The organism is Lentzea albidocapillata (assembly GCF_000719115.1).
Classification (GTDB): Bacteria; Actinomycetota; Actinomycetes; order Mycobacteriales; family Pseudonocardiaceae; genus Lentzea; species Lentzea albidocapillata.
Genome location: NZ_JOEA01000002.1, coordinates 210,290 through 224,638, shown reverse-complemented (window position 1 = coordinate 224,638; position 14,349 = coordinate 210,290). Strand labels below are relative to the sequence as shown.

Genomic DNA, 14,349 nt, shown 5'->3' with positions numbered 1-14,349 from the left:
CTCCGGTCAGGGGCACACCCGCAACGAGGTGATCCGGTTGCGGAACTCGGGCAGGATGTTCGCCCCGCCGCCAGGCCCACCGGCCGCCATCAGGGCGGTGTAGTTGGCCCCGTCGTAGTGGCACCACCGCTGGCTGGTGCGGTTCCTCATGCTCTCGGCGTTGTTGTTGAGCCCGCTGGGGCCGGGAGCGGCACCGAGGTTGGCGTCACCGACGCGGAAGATGCCGATCCCACCCGTGCCGTTGAGACCCGTCCAGATGCACATGCGGTCCGCAGGGCAGTCACTGTAGGCAGCGGCCGACACGTCACCGCTCGGCTCGGTGATCTCCGGAACGGAGGACGCGTTCGCGGGCATCGACACCAGCGACGCCGCGAACGCGGCCCCGGCCAGGACCGTCAGGGTTTTGCGAATCAAGAGAACTCCCCCTTCTCAGGAAGAGGCGATCTCGCCTCCGTCAACCAGACTGGGGAACCGCGCTAACCATCCACTAACAGCGACTAACCGTCACAAACAAACCGATCACTCACCACCCAGCAGGGCCGAGGTTGCACCTGCCGTAGCGGCATGTGCTGTCCTTGGAGGCACCACAGCTCGAAAGGCTCCGTCTGCGATGCACCTCTCCTTCACGCCGCCGCGTCAGGTCAAGATCGGTGATGCCGCCGCCTTCGCCGGAACAACCCCACGCGCCATCCGCCACTACCACCAGATCGGTCTGCTTCGGGAGCCCGAGCGCGGCGCGGACGGCCGCCGCCGCTACGGCTACGACGACATGATCCGTCTGCTGTGGATCCGCAGGATGGCAGAGGCCGGCATCAGGCTCGATGACATGCGGGCCGCGTTCGACGAGAACCGGGACATCCAGGAAAGCCTGGGCTGCCTGGAGGACACCTTGGCCGCCCAGGAGGCCGACATCCGACGTCAGCGCGTGGCCGTCCAGCGCCTGCGAGCCGTGGGCAGCCCACTGGGGCTGCTTTCGGACCTGGTGACGGACCGGCTCAGCCACCTGCCTCCTGGCGCGCTACGCCCCTCCGAAGTGGATGCCCTGCTGGTCACGGAACGGATCTTCGGCCCGCTGGGCGCCGCTGTCCAGGCAAGCAGTTTCATCGTGCTGGCCACCCACCCTGACCTGCGGGCTGAGGAAGACCGGCTCGACGCGGCCGAGGCCGCCCTCGATGACGGTGTCGAGCCCGATGACCCGCGCGTCGAAGAACTCGCAAGACAGCGATACGCCCACCACAAGGCCCTGGAGCAGGCCATCGAGGCTGCCGGACTGGACACGGCCGAGGAAGAGCTCTTCGAGATCTACGGCGACCTGGACGGGGAACACGACACGGTGATGAGTGCCTTCGAAGCGTCGACCAAGATGCCGTACGACTTTTCTCCCGCCCGGATGCGCTGCATCGAACGCGCGGGGCAACTCCTCGGTCAGGACCTCGCCGACAGTTGACGACCTGTCCATGGAACCGCTCAACCGCAGACGCAGTTCAGCCCTTCGCTTCGCGGACGTCCGTTCCGTGCTCGGCGAACGCCTTGAAGTCCTGCATGTGCTGTAGCGACTGCTTGCGGAAGGCACCAGGCATCAAGAGCCCGACCAGCCGCATCAGCAAGCCGCTGAACCGGTACTCGTTCTCGCTCACCCAGAGCGTCGTCTCCGGGCCGGTTTCGGTAAAACGTTCGCGCGCGGCGCTCCACATGCCCTTGCCGACGATCTCGCGTTCGTAGTGGACGACCACCTCGCTCGCGATTCCGTGCAGGTCCACCGGTTCGCGGCGGGTGATGGTCTCGGTGCCCTCGAACTCCTGCTGCCCTGTCTGCATCACCACTCGCGACCTGGTGCCGACCTGCCCGTGCACCCCGCTCACCGGCTCATGCAGCACCAGGCCCCGCAGCCACTTCGGCATGTGTTCCGGGTCGGCGAGCAGCTGGACCACCCTCTCCCGCGGCAGGGCGATCTCCATCGTGACGGTGTACTTCATGGCGGAGCGCTCCAGTTCTCGAGTGTGCGGGAGATCAGTGTTGCCGGTCGCGCGCCAGGAGCTTGCGCTGGGTCCGGTGCCAGATCGGCCTGAGAGTCAGTCCGGCGGACCGGTCCACCGGGGCACGCCCGGCAGGTCGAGGCCGAACTGGTCGAGCACTCGCGCGACGATGTGCGTGATGATCTCGTCGATCGACGTCGGGCGGGTGTAGAACGCGGGCATGGGCGGCGCGATCACGGCGCCCATCCTGGTCAGTGCCAGCATGTTCTCCAGGTGGATCTCGGAGAGCGGCAGTTCGCGCGGCACCAGCACGAGCTTGCGGCGTTCCTTGAGGGTCACGTCGGCGGCGCGCGGGATCAGCCCGTCGCCGTAGCCGGTGCGTACCGCCGCGAGCGTCTTCATGCTGCACGGTACGACGATCATGCCGTCGGTGCGGAACGAGCCGCTCGCGATTGCCGCGGACGCGTCGCCGGGGCCGTACGAGACCGAGGCGAGCGCACGGACGTCGGCGGCCGTGAAGTCGGTTTCCATCTCCAGCGTCGCGCGGCCCCAGCGGCTGAGCACCAGGTGGCTCTCGACCTCCAGTTCCCGCAACGCCTCGAGCAACCGCACCCCGATGATCGTGCCGGTCGCGCCGGTGATCCCGACGACGAGTCTCAACGGAAGCTCCGGCAGGTCGTGGCGGACAGTTCGAACGGCGTGGTGGCGTCGACGAACGTGCGGGTCGTGCCGCCGTGTCCGCCACGCCAGTCCGCGGCCTGCGACGGATCCATCGGCAACGGGCGGAAGCCGTCGAACGTCGTGCAGTCCGTGCCGAGGTTCGAGCGGGTCGTCACGGCCCACCACACGTCCTCGGGGTTGCGCAGGTTCACGTCGGGATCGGTGAACACGATCAGCTTCACGAACCGGTGCTGCGTGAAGATCCGCCGGGCGATGTGCGCGAGCCGTTCGTCCGAAGTGGACGACGTCTTGCGGATCGCGGCCGCGAGCGTGAGCATGCCGCCGCCCGCCGGGGTGAAGTGCAGGTCGTCGATCAGCCGCCAGTCGTCGTCGGTGCCCGACAGCGCGACCGACAGCGCGCCGGCGAGACCGAGGATCACCGACTGCTCGCGGCCGGGCCCGACCACCGCCTGGTAGGCCGGGGCGCGCCGGGTGGTCACGGCGGTCACGGTGATCACCGGCAGACCGGCCCGCGAGTCACCGTCGTAGCCGAGGAACTCGGGCAGCGACACCGGTGGCGGCTCGTCGGCGAGCGTGCCGTCGAGGTAGCCCTCCAGCACGATCTCCGCGTCGGCGAGCACCCGCACCGGCTGGGTGACGCCGTCGGCGACCCTGATCGGGGCACCGGCCAGCGCGCCCGCCATCTCCAGTTTGGTCGCGCCGGCCGGAAGTACGGCACTCGACAACGCCGAGGCCACCAGCGCGGCCGGAGGAACACCGATGTTGATCGACACCGGCAGCCGTTCGGATTCCTGGTACAACGCCAGGAGCTGACGGCCGGGCACCATCCAGATGGCGAGCCGGGAGTCGTCGAGCACGAGCATCCGGTGCACGGACAGCGCCTCGCCCGCGTGCACCAGGCCCATCGTCAGGAACGGTCCGGCGTCGCGCGGTGTGGCGCGCAGCACCGGCAGCTTCGCCAGCGCCGAGACCTTCTGCTGACACGGAACCGAGGTCACGTGTTCCGGTGCGATGCGGCCGGACGTCAACTTGGCCACGGCGTCCACTGTGGACCGTTCGGGCAGGCCAGGCAGCCACGAACGCACCCGGTCCTCGTCGCCGTACATGCCCAGCAGCACCGGAATCCGGTGGCCGGTCGCCGTGTAGCGGACGGTCGGTTCCGAGCGTGACACCGACGTCGCGGGTACTCCCGCGTACCGGGCCGCGAAGTCGGCGGCGATCCGGTCCGCCGGGAGCGCGACGTCGTGGGTGAGCACGGACTCACCCACCGCGTCACGCAACGAGAGCGCCTTCATGCCGCCGTCCTGGCGTGCGCGAACCGGTCGAACCAGGCGCGCGGACTGCTCGCCCGCAGCAGCCCGGTCCCGACCAGCAGAGCGGCGAACCCGGCGTCGACCAGCCGGGCGCCGGTCTCGGGCGTGTCGATGCCGCTCGCGCTGACCGCACAGGGCGTGCCGGTAGCGAGCACCGCGGGCAGCAGGCCCAGCCCGCGGCCGAGGTCGGCCGAGCCGCGTTCGCGGTCCTTGATGTCCTTGTTGTTCACCGCGATCACGCACGCCGAGGCATCGGCCGGGAGCTCGCCGGCGCCGGTCACCTCGACGAACGGGGTCAGGCCGAGCGCCAGCGCCCGGTCGACCACCCTGGGGAGGGTGGCCGCCGGGAGCAACGCCGCGGTGAGCAGGACAGCGGACGCGCCGAGCTGCCTGGCCTGCCGCAGCTGCGCCTGCGAGGTGATGAAGTCCTTCTGCAGCAACGGCACGTCGATGAGCGACGCCACCTCGCGCAGCAACTCGGCGTTGCCGCCGAACCACCGGCCGGTCACCACGGACACGCAGGCCGCGCCGGCCTCGCGGTAGGCGCGGACGACCTCGGCCACCGAACGCCCGCCGAGCAGGTCCGTGCCGGCCGCGTCCCGCAGCTTCACCTCCGCGATCACCGGCACCCGTGCTCCGGTGATCGCGTCCACAAATGCACTCATGATCCCTGTCCTGTGCTCACGCGGCCACTCGTTCCGTCCAGTTGCGCCGCAGCGCGGACACCTTCGCCGCGTCGAACGCCCCGGAGGCATCGCGGGCACCGGTGTCCACGTCCACCCCGCGGAACAGCGGATGGGCGGCGACCTCGGCGAACGCGTCCGCGTTGGCCGCGGTGATCCCGCCGGCCAGCAGGAACGGCACGCTCACCGCGTCCACCAGGTCCAGCACCGTCGCGGGCGGGAGCGACTGGGCGGTGCTGCCGATCCGCCCGTCCGCACCGACCGCGTCGACGAGGAACGAGTCGACCCCGGCCCGTTCGTACGCCCGGATCAACGGCCGCTCCGGGCAGGACGACCCGCTCACGTGCAGCACCTTGATCACATGCACGTCCAGCTGCTTCAACGCCCGCACGGTGCCCGGCGGCTGGTAGCCGTGCAGCTGCACGACCCGGATGCCGGACACCGCCAGCACGTCCCGCACGTCCGCGGCCAGTGTCACCAGCACCGGCGTGATCAGGTGTGCCGCCGCGGCGAGCGACGTGAGCCTGCCGACGGTGAGGTCGGCGTGGCCACCGGGAACCCCGTGCCACAGCCCCACCAGGTCGGCACCCGCCGCGGCGAGCAACCCGAGGTCCGCCGTGCTGGTCGCGCCGCAGACCTTCAGCTCAGGCATCGGCCGGCGCGGGCACAGTGGGCAGCGCGGCGAGCGCCGCGTCGAGCCCTGCCTGCGAGTACGCCTCGTCCCGCAGCGCGCCGGTCAGGTGCGCCTCGTAGGCGGACAGGTCGAAGTGGCCGTGTCCCGACAACCCGAACAGGATCGCCTCGGAACGACCCTCCTCCTTGCAGCGCAACGCCTCCGCGATCGCGACCGAGATCGCGTGCGTCGACTCCGGCGCGGGCACGATGCCCTCGGTCCGCGCGAACTGGATGCCCGCGGCGAAGCACTTCGTCTGCTCGACCGCGACGGCCTCCAGCAGGTCTGCCTCCAGCGCCGCGCTCACCAGCGGCGCCATGCCGTGGTAGCGCAGGCCTCCCGCGTGGAACGACGGCGGCACGAACGTGTGGCCCAGCGTGTGCATCTGCAGCAACGGGGTCAGGCCCGCGGTGTCACCGAAGTCGTAGGCGAGCTTGCCGCGGGTCAGTGTGGGGCACGCCGCGGGCTCGGCCGCCACCACCCGCACCGACGGGCCTCCCCGCAGTCGCTCGCCGATGAACGGGAAGGTGAGGCCGCCGAGGTTGCTGCCGCCGCCCGCGCAGCCGATCACCACGTCGGGGTAGTCGTCGGCCAGCTTGAACTGCGCCAGCGCCTCCTGGCCGATCACGCTCTGGTGCAGCAGCACGTGGTTGAGCACGCTGCCGCCCGCGTAGTTCGTCTCGGGGTCGTTCATCGCGACCTCGAGCGCCTCGGACGTGGCGATGCCGAGGCTGCCCGGGCAGTCCGGGTCGTCGGCGAGGATCTTCCGGCCGGCCTCGGTCTCGGTGCTCGGCGACGCCACGCACCGTGCGCCGTAGGTCTCCATCAGCAGCCTGCGGTAGGGCTTCTGGTGGAAGCTGACCTTGACCATGTAGACCTGCACCTGCAGGTTGAAGAGTGCGCCCGCCAGTGACAACGACGAGCCCCACTGACCGGCGCCGGTCTCGGTGGCGAGCTTGCGGATGCCCGCCTCGCGGTTGTAGAACGCCTGCGCGATCGCGGTGTTCGGCTTGTGGCTGCCCGCGGGGCTGCCGCCCTCGTACTTGTAGTAGATCCGCGCGGGCGTGTCCAGAGCGCGCTCCAACCGGCGAGCGCGGAACAACGGCGCCGGCCGCCACTGCGCGTAGATCTGCCGCACCGGCTCCGGGATCTCGATCTCCCGCTCGCGGCTCAGCTCCTGCTCGGCCACCGTCGCCGGCATGATCGGCGTGAGGTCGTCGACGGTGATCGGCGCACCGGTTCCCGGATGCAGCAACGGCTGCAGGCCGGGCAGATCGGCGGCCAGGTTGTACCAGGTGGTGGGGATGTCCTTCTCGTCGAGCAGGTACTTGATCCGGTCGGTCATCTCTTGTCTCCAGGTTGTGCGTCGGCGAGCAGGGAACCCGCGGCGAACCGGTCGCCGGCGGCGAACAGCCGCGGGTGTGCGGCGCGCAGGCCGTCCAGCACGAGGTCGTGGGGCAGGTCGTCGAACTCGCCGTGCTCGTGCAGGAACTCCATGTGCTCACGGCCACGCGAGTCGAACGGGTGGTACAGGCTGTCGGCCGTGCCGTCGAAGTCCAGCGGCGTGATGCCGTAGAGCCGGCACAGCATCTTGTTGAACACCGGGGTGGCGCGCACCCACCTCTGTCCGTTGTAGACAGACGTGAGGCAGTGGAACCGGAACACGTCGCCGCCGACGAGCTCCCGCAGCCGTGGCGAGGCCAGGTGGTTGCGGACGTCGGTGAGCACGAGCCGGGCCGGTACGCCGATCGACCGCAGCGCGGCGGCGTACACGATCGACTTGTGGATGCACATTCCCGATCCGCCACGCAGCACCGCGCTCGCGCGCAGGCCCTCGCGGGACAGGTCGGCGCCGTACACCTCGTACCGGATCTTGTCCCGGACCGCGTAGTAGAGAGCGACGGCCTGCGCCATCGGCGAATCCGCAGTGGACACGGTGCGCGCCACGAAGGCCCGCACCTCTTCCGAGTCGTGATCGATGAACTCCACGGTGCTCCTACTTCAGGCCGAGCATCGCGGCGATGCGGTTGCGTTGGATCTCGGAGGTGCCCGAGTAGATCGTTCCGGCGACGGCGTTGCGGAGGTCTTTCTCCAGGCCGTACTCCGCCATGTAGCCGTTGCCGCCGAAGATCTGCACCGCGGCCATGGCGGACGCGACGTTCTGCTCGCTCGCGATGAGCTTCGTGATCGCCATGTCGGTGGTCACGCTCTCGCCGCGGGTGACTTTGGCCGCCGTGTCGTACAACCACTTCCTGGTCGTTTCGACGCCGATCTTCATGTCCGCGATGCGATGCGAGACGGCCTGGTACGAGCCGATCGGTGAGCCGAACGCGGTGCGTTCGGCCGCGTAGCCGACGCACCTTTCGAGCCGGTGTTCCATCTCACCGAGGTTGATCACGAACGAGCACAGGATCTCCCACTTCATCACGAAGTCGAGCACCAGGAAGCCACCACCGGCGCGACCGACCACATTGGTCGCGGGAATCCGGCACTCGTCGAAGTACAGCTCGGCCAATGGCGCCGTCCGCAACCCCATCTTGGGAATCGGATTGCCGACGGCGAATCCCGGCGTGCCGCGTTCGACGAGGAACGCGGTCGTGCCGAGCGGTCCGCCGTCGGGGTGCGTGCGGGCGTACACCACGAAGAGGTCGGCCACCGGCCCGTTGCTGACGAACGTCTTGCTGCCCGTCAGCACGAAGTCGTCGCCGTCGCGGACGGCTCGGGTGCTCATGGCGAGAGCGTCCGAGCCGCTGCCGGGTTCCGTGATCGCGTGGGCGCCGATCCTGGTCCCGTCGCAGACCGCGGGCAGGTAGCGGTCCTTGAGCGACGCCGAACCGAAGCGCTGCAGGGGAATGCCGGTGCTGACCATGTGCGTGGAGACGGCGAAGTTGAGTCCGCCGTCCCGGCAGCCGTGCCCGAGGGCCTCCAGCAGGTACATGGTGGTGAGCAGGTCCTGCCCTAGCCCGCCCCACTGCTCGCCGAAGGGCAACCGCAGAATGCCGCATTCCCGCACGAGGTCCCACTTCTCTTGTGAGAAGCCGCCTTCGGCGTCCCGCTCGACGTGGTTCTCGCTGAGCCTCGCGGACCACGCCGCGAGGCCGGTCCGCAGCGCGAGCTGGTCGGAGTTCCAGTTGATCACGAACCCGCTCCGGTCAGTAGTGGGAGAACTCGGCGGAGTCCAGGCTGTGCCGCTCGTTCCCGCGCAACGCGGGGGAGAAGACGCACACCAGCCTGAGATCCGTGTCCGGCGCCGCCACGAGGAAGTGCGGGTCGTTGTTGTCGAGCGCGTAGAGCGTGCCCGGCTCGATCGGATGCGCGACCCCGTCGAGGTCGATGACCTCGCCCCGTCCCGAGATGCAGTAGCAGGCTTCCAGGTGGTTGCGGTACTCCAGGCGGGACTTCGTGCCGGCGCGGACGATCGTGTCCGTCACGGTGTAGCCCATGTTGTCGGAGTTCAGCAGGAACCGCCTGCTCAGCCCGTTGCCCCAATCCACCGACGGGACGTCGTCGATCTTCCGGATGATCATTTCCGCTCCTTGTCTTCAGTGCTTCCGCTGGTGGTGGGCCCTGGAGGGTGGGTGAGTGCTCTGACGAAGTCCGCGAGGTTCTCGACGGGATCGCCGTGCTCGACCTGTTCGACGGTCGCGCTGCCGATCACGACGGCGTCGGCACCGGCGATGTGCAGGGCGACGACGTCGGCACGCGTGCGGGCACCGAACCCGACCGCGATCGGCGCGGACGTCTCGGTCCGCAACCGGCTGATCGGGTCGGCGAGCGCGGCGAAACCGCCGGGCGGGCGGGCGCCGCTGCGGCCGTAGTGCGCGACCAGGTAGAGGTAGGCCGACGCGTGCGTGGCGGAGTGCCGCCGCGTGTCGTCGGGGGAGTTCGGGTAGCACGTGGTGACCAGCGGCAGTTCCCACCGGGCCGCGGCCGCGTGGTAGTCGTCGCGCAGCCGTGGCGGGAGGCCGTGCAACAACAGGGCGTCCGCCGCCGAGTCGGCGATCCTGGCGACGAAGTCCGCGATGGGCGCGGGCTTGACGGTGTGGCTCCAGTCGGCCAGCAACGCGATCTTGGTGTGTCGCAGGCCGGGCACCACGCCGGCGAGGAAGTCGAGCACCGCAGGCAGGTCCACGCCCCTGGCGAGGGCGCGATCCGCGGATCGGCGCACCGTCGGGCCGTCGGTGAACGAGTTCGGGAACGGCACCGCGAGCTCCAGGCAGTCCACCCGCTGCTCGTCGAGCATCGTGACGACGTCGCGCAGCGCGGGCAGCGGCGGATCGCCCGCGTTGAGGAACAGCGCCAGTCCGGGAGCGCCGCTGAAGAACTCAGCCATGGGCCACCACTCGTCGCATGCGTTCGGCCAAGGCCCGCGGGGCACCGTCGGCGACGGCGGCGCGGGCGGTCCGGAACCCGGCCGGGAGATCGGGTTCGTGTCCCGCGGCCACGGCGAGCGCGGCCGCATTCAGGCACACCGTGTCCACCGCGGCCACCGGTGCCAGGCCGGCCAGCAGGTCCAGGAAATGGGGGACCACGTCGTCCTCCGCCGGTGCGGCGAGCTGGGTCAGGGCGCCGTCGCCGACCGGCTGGACCTGGAGGTCCAGGGCACCGTGCACCGAGTTCGCCGTGAAGCTGATCAGCTCGTCGGCACCGAGATCGTTGGCGCACAACCAGATTCGCTTCCCGGGCTGCGCCGCGGCCAGTGCCCGCAGCGCCGGCAGGTGCGTCGCGTCGGACACGCCGGTGAGCTGGGCGGAGACCGGGAGGTCGGCCAGGAACGGGCCGACCGTGTTGATCCAGCGCCCGATCGTGCGCAGGTCGAGCGGCAGCACGGTGCGCGCGAGCCTGGTCAGTTCGGTGGGGTACACGAAGTAGCCGGCGAACGCGATGCCGAACCGGTCCAGCAGGTGGCCGGTCTCCTCGTAGGACCGGGTGAGACCGATGCCGAGCCGGTCCAGGAGGTCGATCGAACCGACCCCGCCGGAACTGGCGCGGGAGCCGGTCTTCACCACCCGCACGTCCATCGCGGCGGCGACGAACGCGGCGGCGGTCGAGATGTTCGCGGTGCGGGGTCCGCCACCGGTGCCGACGATGTTGACCGCCGCGGGAAAGACGTGGCCGTGTGCCGGTCTGCGTTCGTGCAGCGACTGGACGACCGTGGTGACGGCGGCGGGGTCCGGCATGGTGGTGGACAACGCGGCGAGCACCGCGGCCGCCTCCGCGCGGTCGACGCGCCGGTCGTGCAGCCGGTCCCAGAACGACCGGCACATCGGGAGCTCGACGGGGTGGCGGCGGTTGACCAGCGCGTCGAGCAGGTCGTGGGTCATCTGCCGGCTGCCGGCTGTGCTCCGGCCGGCTGCTGGACCTGGTTGACGAACGCGTTGATCGCGGCGATCGTGCGGAAGCTGTCGGGCTCGAGGTCGATGTCGTCCACCGCGAGCTCGAAGCGGTCCTCCAGCCAGGCGATGACCTTCAGCAGGCCGAGGCTGTCGATGACACCACCGGCGAGCAGGTCGTAGTCGGCCGCGAGGTCCTCTGTCGAGATGTCGGGCACGAACTCCTCGACGATGAACTTCGTGATCTCTCGGGTGTGGTCCATGTCCTTGTTCCCCTTGGTGTTCCTGCGGACGAGCAGCTGCCGGTCCGGCTTGCCCGTCGACGTCCTCGGCAACGGTTCGGCGGTGATGCGGATGGTGGACGGAATGGAGGTGGCCGCCAGTCGTTCGGCGCAGAACTGGCGCAGCACCAAGGTGTTCAGCCGGGAGGACGGTGCCCGGCGCAGCTCGGCGTGCAGGAGGTGCCCGGCGAGCGGGTCCGGCACGGCGACCACAGCGGCCTCGGCGATCTCCGGATGCTCCTGGAGCACCCGTTCGACCTCCTGGACGTTGGTGCGCACTCCCCGCACCTTCACCTGGAAGTCGTTGCGGCCCAGCAGGGTCAGCTCGCCGCCGGCGCCGACCCGGACGAGGTCGCCGGTCCGGTAGAAGCCGTCGGCGGTGAAGCGGTCCGCGTCGAGCGCGGGGTCGAGGTACCCGGTGGTCTGGAAGGGTGTCCGCACCTCCAGTTCGCCGGTGCCCGGTCCGTGCAGCGGCCCGCCCTCGGCGATGACCCTGAACTCCACGTCCGGCAGCGGTGTGCCGAGCGGGATCTGACCGGCGGGCAGCCGGGCCGGGTCGAGCTCGTGCACGAGGCTGTCGTTGGTCTCGGTGCAGCCGTAGAGGTTGTGGATGCGGGCGTTCGGGAACAGGGCGGGCAACCGGGCCAGGGTGCGCGCCGCGATCGTGTCGCCGGTGATGATCACCTGGCGGACGTGCGGCAGCGGCGGTCCGCCGGCCAGCAGCTCGAACAGCATCGGCACGGCCTGCACGACCTCGACCTCGTTGTCCCGCAGCAGGTCGGCGAGATGTGCCGCGTCGGTGCCGCGGGCGGGGTCGGCCAGCACGACCGTGCCGCCGTGCTTGAGCGTCGCCCAGATGTCGAGCAGGCAGAGGTCGAAGTTCAGCGGGCTGTAGTTCAGCACCACCCCGGTGAGCCCGAAGTGCGCCGCCGCCCAGTCGGTGAACCGGTCCACCGCGCCCTCGGTGAGCGGCACGACCTTGGGCCTGCCGGTCGAGCCGGACGTGGTCAGCATGAACGTGACGCGGGCCGGGTCGGGCGTGAACGTGTTGACGCCTCCCTGACCTGGCCACTGAGCGTCAAGTTCGGACAGGACGGTCGTGCAGCCGCTCGCGGTGAACAGCTCGGCGAGAGTCTGTTCGGCGAGGGTCGCCGAGGGCAGGAGGAACCGGCGTTGCGCCAGCAGGCAGCCGAGCACGAGCGCGACCGACTCCGGGCTCTTCGGTGCCCGCAGGCCGAGTGGTGTGCCGTCGTCCGGCAGGCACGCGATCCTGGCCTGAGCCTGCCGCGCGCTGAGGTACAGCTCGCGGTAACTGACGGTGCGGTCACGCCAGACGAGTGCCGGTGTGTCCGGCTGCTCGTGCGCGATGTTCACGAATTTGTCTGCCAACGACTGCAAGAGAAAACACCCCTGTTTTTTGCGCAGCCTGACCAGGCCCATACCCGGTTATTGGGAATGCAGCTGCCGTGCCGACGAAATACAATTTTCAACTACTGGTCGTGCGCGACCGAGTCCCCCCTCGGGCTGCGGCGACACTGTTCAAGTGTTAGCACGCGGAAGCTGGATACAAAAGAATTGGCCCGAAGTCTCTTTGTGTCCGGTGGTTCGGGTCGAGTGGCGCCTCCCCGCGCTCACTGGTCCGAGCAACCATATGTTGCTCCATGTCGCGGGGGCAATATGGACATTGGTGGTGATCCACTAGTCTTTTCGGCGGAGCTTGGACTGGGTTCGTGCCGAAAAATGGATCGCTTTTAATCGAGTGAACAAATGAACAAACTGCCGGTTCTTCGTGGTGATCGGACGACTACACAGCGCTTTTGTCACGCGTTGACGAACGGTAGTCGGGCGATTACACGGAAGGACCGAGTGAGCTCGTTTCCGGCCCGTGTCGACGTAGTTCGAGCCACGCCCGCTGCAGCCGCCGAACGAGTACGGTCAACGTCTCCTCCGGGAAGGTGAAGGGCAGTCTGAGGAAGTTGTCGTGGCCGCCGGTCGGATCGGCCGCCGCGCCGGGCACGACCTCGACGCCGTGACGGAGAGCGATCTGGGCGAAGACCCGCGCATCGGTGCCCGGCAGCTCGACCCACAGCGCGGACCCGCCGTCGGGCACCCGCCAGCTCCACTCGGGCAGCGCCTCGGTGAGCAACTCGCACAGCTGGTCCAGCCGGGCCTGCAGCACCCGCGCGCGGCCGGCCGCGATGGTGTCGAGCCGCGGCAGGATCCTGGCGGCGAGGGCCTGGTCCAGCACGGGACTCGCGAGATCGGCGAGCACCTTGTAGCGCGCGAGCCGTTCGATGATCCCGCCGGGAGCGCGCACCCAGCCCATTCGCAGCCCGCCCCACACCGCCTTGGCGAGCGACCCGACCGTGATGACCTCGGCGCCGTCCGGCGCGTAGCCCGCGATCGGCGGCAGCGGACCGGAGCCCTCGACGGCGGAGGTGGCGTCGAAGGACGTGTACGCGTTGTCCTCCAGCACCGGCACCTCGAACCGGGCGGCGATCTCGGCGACGCGCCGGCGGCGGGACGCGGACATCAGGGTGCCGGTCGGGTTGTGGTAGGTCGGCATCACGTAGAGCAGCGCGGGCTGGTGCTCGGCGAACGCCCGCGTGAGGCCGTCGGCGGAGATGCCCTCGGCGTCCAGCGGCACCGAGATCATCTTGGCCCCGGCCGCGCGGAAGACGTCCAAGCAACCGGGCCAGCTCGGCGCCTCCACGACCACCGTCGAGCCCAGCCGCAGGTACATCTGCGCCACCAGTCCGAGTGCCTGCTGTGCGCCGGTGGTCACCAGCACCTGGTCCGGCACCGTTGGCACGCATAGGTTCTGGTAATAGGCAGCGATCGCGTCGCGGAACGGCGGGAACCCGCGCGGGTGGTAGCCGACGTCGCCGAGCAGGCTGGTCATGTCCTCGTCGACCAGTTCCCGCAGCGCGTCCGCGAGCTCGGGTGCGGCGGGCTCGACGGCGAACGCCAGCGAGATCACCTCGCCCGGCCCGTCCACGAGCCGCTGGAAGATCGACGTCGCCCGGCCGCCTGGTACCCGGCCGTCCGCACCGGCCCGGCGTTTCACCGGCTCGGACGTCACCCTGGTGCCGCTGCCCCGCCTGCTGCCGACCATGCCGCTGTCGCGCAGCTCGTCGTACGCCGCGACCACGGTCGCCCGGCTCACCTGGAGCATCCTGGCCAGATCCCGTTCCGACGGCAGTCGTTCGCCGTGCGGCAGGTCGCCGGCGCGCATGGCCCGGGCCATTGCGCCGGAGAGCTTGCGGTAGAGCGGGCCGCGGGCCGACGCCCAGTCGCCGAGCACCTCGACGAGCTCGGCCGGGTCCTGGAAACGGTCCATTTGGCGCTCCATTGGCACTGGTGGACTGGAAACGGTCCGGGCCAAGCTAGCTCATCACACCGGCACTGC

Annotated in this window: 15 protein-coding genes; 1 reads left to right on the top strand and 14 read right to left on the bottom strand. The window is 69.8% G+C overall.

What is annotated here, in order from left to right:
* Positions 1-6: 6 nt before the first annotated feature.
* The gene (locus tag IG04_RS0103020; protein ID WP_030474957.1) at positions 7-414 is read right to left on the bottom strand and encodes a peptidase inhibitor family I36 protein; all 408 of its coding nucleotides are present in this window, start codon (positions 412-414) and stop codon (positions 7-9) included.
* 196 nt (positions 415-610) lie between these two features.
* Here IG04_RS0103020 and IG04_RS0103015 point away from each other — a divergent pair, with 196 nt between their 5' ends.
* Complete coding sequence (locus IG04_RS0103015) at positions 611-1,447, top strand: MerR family transcriptional regulator (RefSeq protein WP_030474956.1); 837 nt, start codon at positions 611-613, stop codon at positions 1,445-1,447.
* Between the two features lie 37 nt (positions 1,448-1,484).
* Here IG04_RS0103015 and IG04_RS0103010 read toward each other — a convergent pair whose 3' ends face one another.
* From IG04_RS0103010 to IG04_RS0102950, 13 genes are all read right to left on the bottom strand, one after another.
* Positions 1,485-1,976: an SRPBCC family protein gene (locus IG04_RS0103010; protein ID WP_030474955.1), complete on the bottom strand. Its 492-nt coding sequence runs from the start codon at positions 1,974-1,976 to the stop codon at positions 1,485-1,487.
* A gap of 96 nt (positions 1,977-2,072) precedes the next feature.
* Complete coding sequence (locus tag IG04_RS0103005; protein ID WP_030474954.1) at positions 2,073-2,636, bottom strand: UbiX family flavin prenyltransferase; 564 nt, start codon at positions 2,634-2,636, stop codon at positions 2,073-2,075.
* On the bottom strand, positions 2,633-3,952 hold the full coding sequence (locus tag IG04_RS0103000; RefSeq protein WP_030474953.1) for a UbiD family decarboxylase: 1,320 nt from the start codon (positions 3,950-3,952) through the stop codon (positions 2,633-2,635). Before IG04_RS0103000 ends, IG04_RS0103005 begins: the two co-directional genes overlap by 4 nt.
* A complete protein-coding gene (locus tag IG04_RS0102995) occupies positions 3,949-4,635 on the bottom strand; it encodes a beta/alpha barrel domain-containing protein (RefSeq protein WP_051768757.1) in 687 nt (228 codons plus the stop codon). The genes IG04_RS0103000 and IG04_RS0102995 overlap by 4 nt, the downstream gene beginning before the upstream one ends.
* A 16-nt stretch (positions 4,636-4,651) precedes the next feature.
* Positions 4,652-5,305, bottom strand: a complete 654-nt coding sequence (locus IG04_RS0102990) for a phosphoribosylanthranilate isomerase (RefSeq protein WP_030474951.1) — start codon at positions 5,303-5,305, stop codon at positions 4,652-4,654.
* Positions 5,298-6,671: a TrpB-like pyridoxal phosphate-dependent enzyme gene (locus IG04_RS0102985; RefSeq protein ID WP_030474950.1), complete on the bottom strand. Its 1,374-nt coding sequence runs from the start codon at positions 6,669-6,671 to the stop codon at positions 5,298-5,300. The genes IG04_RS0102990 and IG04_RS0102985 overlap by 8 nt, the downstream gene beginning before the upstream one ends.
* Entirely contained in the window at positions 6,668-7,315 is a 648-nt protein-coding gene (locus tag IG04_RS0102980) for a transglutaminase-like domain-containing protein (RefSeq protein WP_030474949.1), read from the bottom strand. The genes IG04_RS0102985 and IG04_RS0102980 overlap by 4 nt, the downstream gene beginning before the upstream one ends.
* A 7-nt stretch (positions 7,316-7,322) precedes the next feature.
* Positions 7,323-8,465, bottom strand: a complete 1,143-nt coding sequence (locus IG04_RS0102975; RefSeq protein ID WP_030474948.1) for an acyl-CoA dehydrogenase family protein — start codon at positions 8,463-8,465, stop codon at positions 7,323-7,325.
* Positions 8,466-8,478: 13 nt separating this feature from the next.
* The gene (locus IG04_RS0102970) at positions 8,479-8,853 is read right to left on the bottom strand and encodes an ectoine synthase (RefSeq protein WP_030474947.1); all 375 of its coding nucleotides are present in this window, start codon (positions 8,851-8,853) and stop codon (positions 8,479-8,481) included.
* Positions 8,850-9,659 carry a tryptophan synthase subunit alpha gene (gene trpA, locus IG04_RS0102965; RefSeq protein ID WP_030474946.1) on the bottom strand — a complete coding sequence of 270 codons (810 nt, stop codon included), beginning with the start codon at positions 9,657-9,659 and terminating at the stop codon, positions 8,850-8,852. The genes IG04_RS0102970 and trpA overlap by 4 nt, the downstream gene beginning before the upstream one ends.
* Positions 9,652-10,650: a hypothetical protein gene (locus IG04_RS0102960; RefSeq protein WP_030474945.1), complete on the bottom strand. Its 999-nt coding sequence runs from the start codon at positions 10,648-10,650 to the stop codon at positions 9,652-9,654. Before IG04_RS0102960 ends, trpA begins: the two co-directional genes overlap by 8 nt.
* On the bottom strand, positions 10,647-12,329 hold the full coding sequence (locus IG04_RS0102955; RefSeq protein WP_245815843.1) for a non-ribosomal peptide synthetase: 1,683 nt from the start codon (positions 12,327-12,329) through the stop codon (positions 10,647-10,649). Before IG04_RS0102955 ends, IG04_RS0102960 begins: the two co-directional genes overlap by 4 nt.
* A gap of 460 nt (positions 12,330-12,789) precedes the next feature.
* Positions 12,790-14,280, bottom strand: a complete 1,491-nt coding sequence (locus IG04_RS0102950) for an aminotransferase-like domain-containing protein (RefSeq protein WP_338043482.1) — start codon at positions 14,278-14,280, stop codon at positions 12,790-12,792.
* Positions 14,281-14,349 lie beyond the last annotated feature (69 nt).

Excerpts from the sequence above, each read along its gene's own strand:
- IG04_RS0103015 (WP_030474956.1), top strand. The coding sequence starts at position 611 with ATGCACCTCTCCTTCACGCCGCCGCGTCAGGTCAAGATCGGTGATGCC.
- IG04_RS0103010 (WP_030474955.1), bottom strand. The coding sequence starts at position 1,976 with ATGAAGTACACCGTCACGATGGAGATCGCCCTGCCGCGGGAGAGGGTG.
- IG04_RS0103000 (WP_030474953.1), bottom strand. The coding sequence starts at position 3,952 with ATGAAGGCGCTCTCGTTGCGTGACGCGGTGGGTGAGTCCGTGCTCACC.
- IG04_RS0102995 (WP_051768757.1), bottom strand. The coding sequence starts at position 4,635 with ATGAGTGCATTTGTGGACGCGATCACCGGAGCACGGGTGCCGGTGATC.
- IG04_RS0102990 (WP_030474951.1), bottom strand. The coding sequence starts at position 5,305 with ATGCCTGAGCTGAAGGTCTGCGGCGCGACCAGCACGGCGGACCTCGGG.
- IG04_RS0102985 (WP_030474950.1), bottom strand. The coding sequence starts at position 6,671 with ATGACCGACCGGATCAAGTACCTGCTCGACGAGAAGGACATCCCCACC.
- IG04_RS0102970 (WP_030474947.1), bottom strand. The coding sequence starts at position 8,853 with ATGATCATCCGGAAGATCGACGACGTCCCGTCGGTGGATTGGGGCAAC.
- trpA (WP_030474946.1), bottom strand. The coding sequence starts at position 9,659 with ATGGCTGAGTTCTTCAGCGGCGCTCCCGGACTGGCGCTGTTCCTCAAC.
- IG04_RS0102960 (WP_030474945.1), bottom strand. The coding sequence starts at position 10,650 with ATGACCCACGACCTGCTCGACGCGCTGGTCAACCGCCGCCACCCCGTC.
- IG04_RS0102950 (WP_338043482.1), bottom strand. The coding sequence starts at position 14,280 with ATGGACCGTTTCCAGGACCCGGCCGAGCTCGTCGAGGTGCTCGGCGAC.